We start from the raw sequence: 284 nt of genomic DNA on the forward strand, positions 1-284 counted from the left end.
GACATCGAGCACGTCGACCACATCGTCGACATGCGCCGCTACCAGGTGATGATCGAGAGCGCGTTCCCGTCCGAGGCGGGCACGATGCTCAAGAACCTGGAGAAGAAGGGCAACCCCTGGGGCCTGGCCAAGAAGCAGCGCCTGGAGTGGCTCAAGGAAGTCGACTTCGAGGTGCCGGTCGTCGGCAAGGACATCGAGGACCTGTCCGAGGTCGAGTACCTGTACTGGGTCGGCTGCGCGGGTGCCCTCGAAGACCGCGCGAAGAAGACCACGAAGGCCTTCGC

1 pseudogene is annotated in these 284 nt (G+C 64.1%); it reads left to right on the plus strand.

The features are described from left to right. Positions 1-284: pseudogene (locus IG08_RS55530) on the plus strand (Fe-S oxidoreductase); the annotation flags it as partial.

The organism is Streptomyces fulvoviolaceus, from assembly GCF_000718165.1.
GTDB classification, from domain to species: Bacteria; Actinomycetota; Actinomycetes; order Streptomycetales; family Streptomycetaceae; genus Streptomyces; species Streptomyces fulvoviolaceus.